The organism is Pseudomonas sp. R62 (genome assembly GCF_000257605.1).
GTDB classification, from domain to species: Bacteria; Pseudomonadota; Gammaproteobacteria; order Pseudomonadales; family Pseudomonadaceae; genus Aquipseudomonas; species Aquipseudomonas atacamensis.
On sequence record NZ_AHZM01000886.1, the window covers coordinates 1 to 1058 of the forward strand.

The 1058-nt window shown below is 61.2% G+C and carries 1 protein-coding gene; it reads left to right on the plus strand.

Annotated elements, in window-relative coordinates; translation table 11 throughout:
- Positions 1–182: 182 nt before the first annotated feature.
- On the plus strand, positions 183–1058 hold an 876-nt coding region (locus tag OQK_RS00865), incomplete at its 3' end, for an MFS transporter (protein WP_016770699.1).

The following is a 1058-nucleotide window of genomic DNA, read 5'->3' on the forward strand; positions in this document are numbered from 1 at the left end:
GCGTGGGAATGCAGCCCGGGACGCTCCGCGTCCCAACAGCGGACGCCGAGCGTCCATGGCGGCGTTACCACGCAGAGCGTGGGAACGATCAATAAGGCGAAGTAGTTAGCCTGCTTTCTTTTATCCCGGCCCCGCGCCATGATGTCGGCAACTCTCCCACCGCCGCCCGCGAACGAGTGCTCATGTCTGCGCAGCCACTGCCACCGCAAAGCTCCCTGGCGATCACCCTGCAGATCGTCTCCATCGTTTTCTACACTTTCATTGCCTTTCTCTGTATCGGTTTGCCGATTGCGGTATTGCCCGGTTACGTCCATGAGCAACTGGGTTTCAGCGCGATCATTGCCGGCCTGGTGATCGGCTCGCAATACCTCGCCACCCTGCTCAGTCGGCCAATGGCCGGGCGCATGTCGGACACGCTCGGCACCAAGCGGGCGATCATTTATGGCTTGTGGGGGATTGTCCTCAGTGGCGCGCTGACGTTGCTGTCGACCTTGCTGCAAAGCTTTCCGCTGACCAGCCTGTTGATCCTGATTGCCGGGCGCTTGTTGCTCGGTATCGCCCAAGGCCTGATCGGCGTCGGCACCATCAGTTGGTGCATGGGCCAGGTCGGTGTCGAGCATACGGCGAAATCCATCGGCTGGAACGGCATTGCTTCTTACGGCGCGATCGCCATTGGTGCGCCGTTGGGCGTGGTGATGGTTGCCGAATATGGCTTTGTCAGCCTTGGCCTCGCGCTGTCGGCGTTGGCGGCAGGTGCGCTGTGGTTGATCCGCAACAAGCCTTCGGTGCCGGTGATTCGTGGTGAGCGCCTGTCGTTCTGGGCGGTGTTCGGCAAGATTGCGCCGTACGGCACCAGCCTGACGCTGGCCTCGATCGGATACGGCACGCTGACCACCTTCATCACCCTTTATTACCTCAACCGAGGCTGGACCGGCGCGGCGTACTGCCTGACCGTGTTTGGCGTGTGTTTCATCCTGTCGCGGCTGTTGTTCATCTCGGCGATTGCCCGGTTTGGCGGGTTTGCCTCGGCCATCGTTTGCATGTCGGTTGAAACCGTC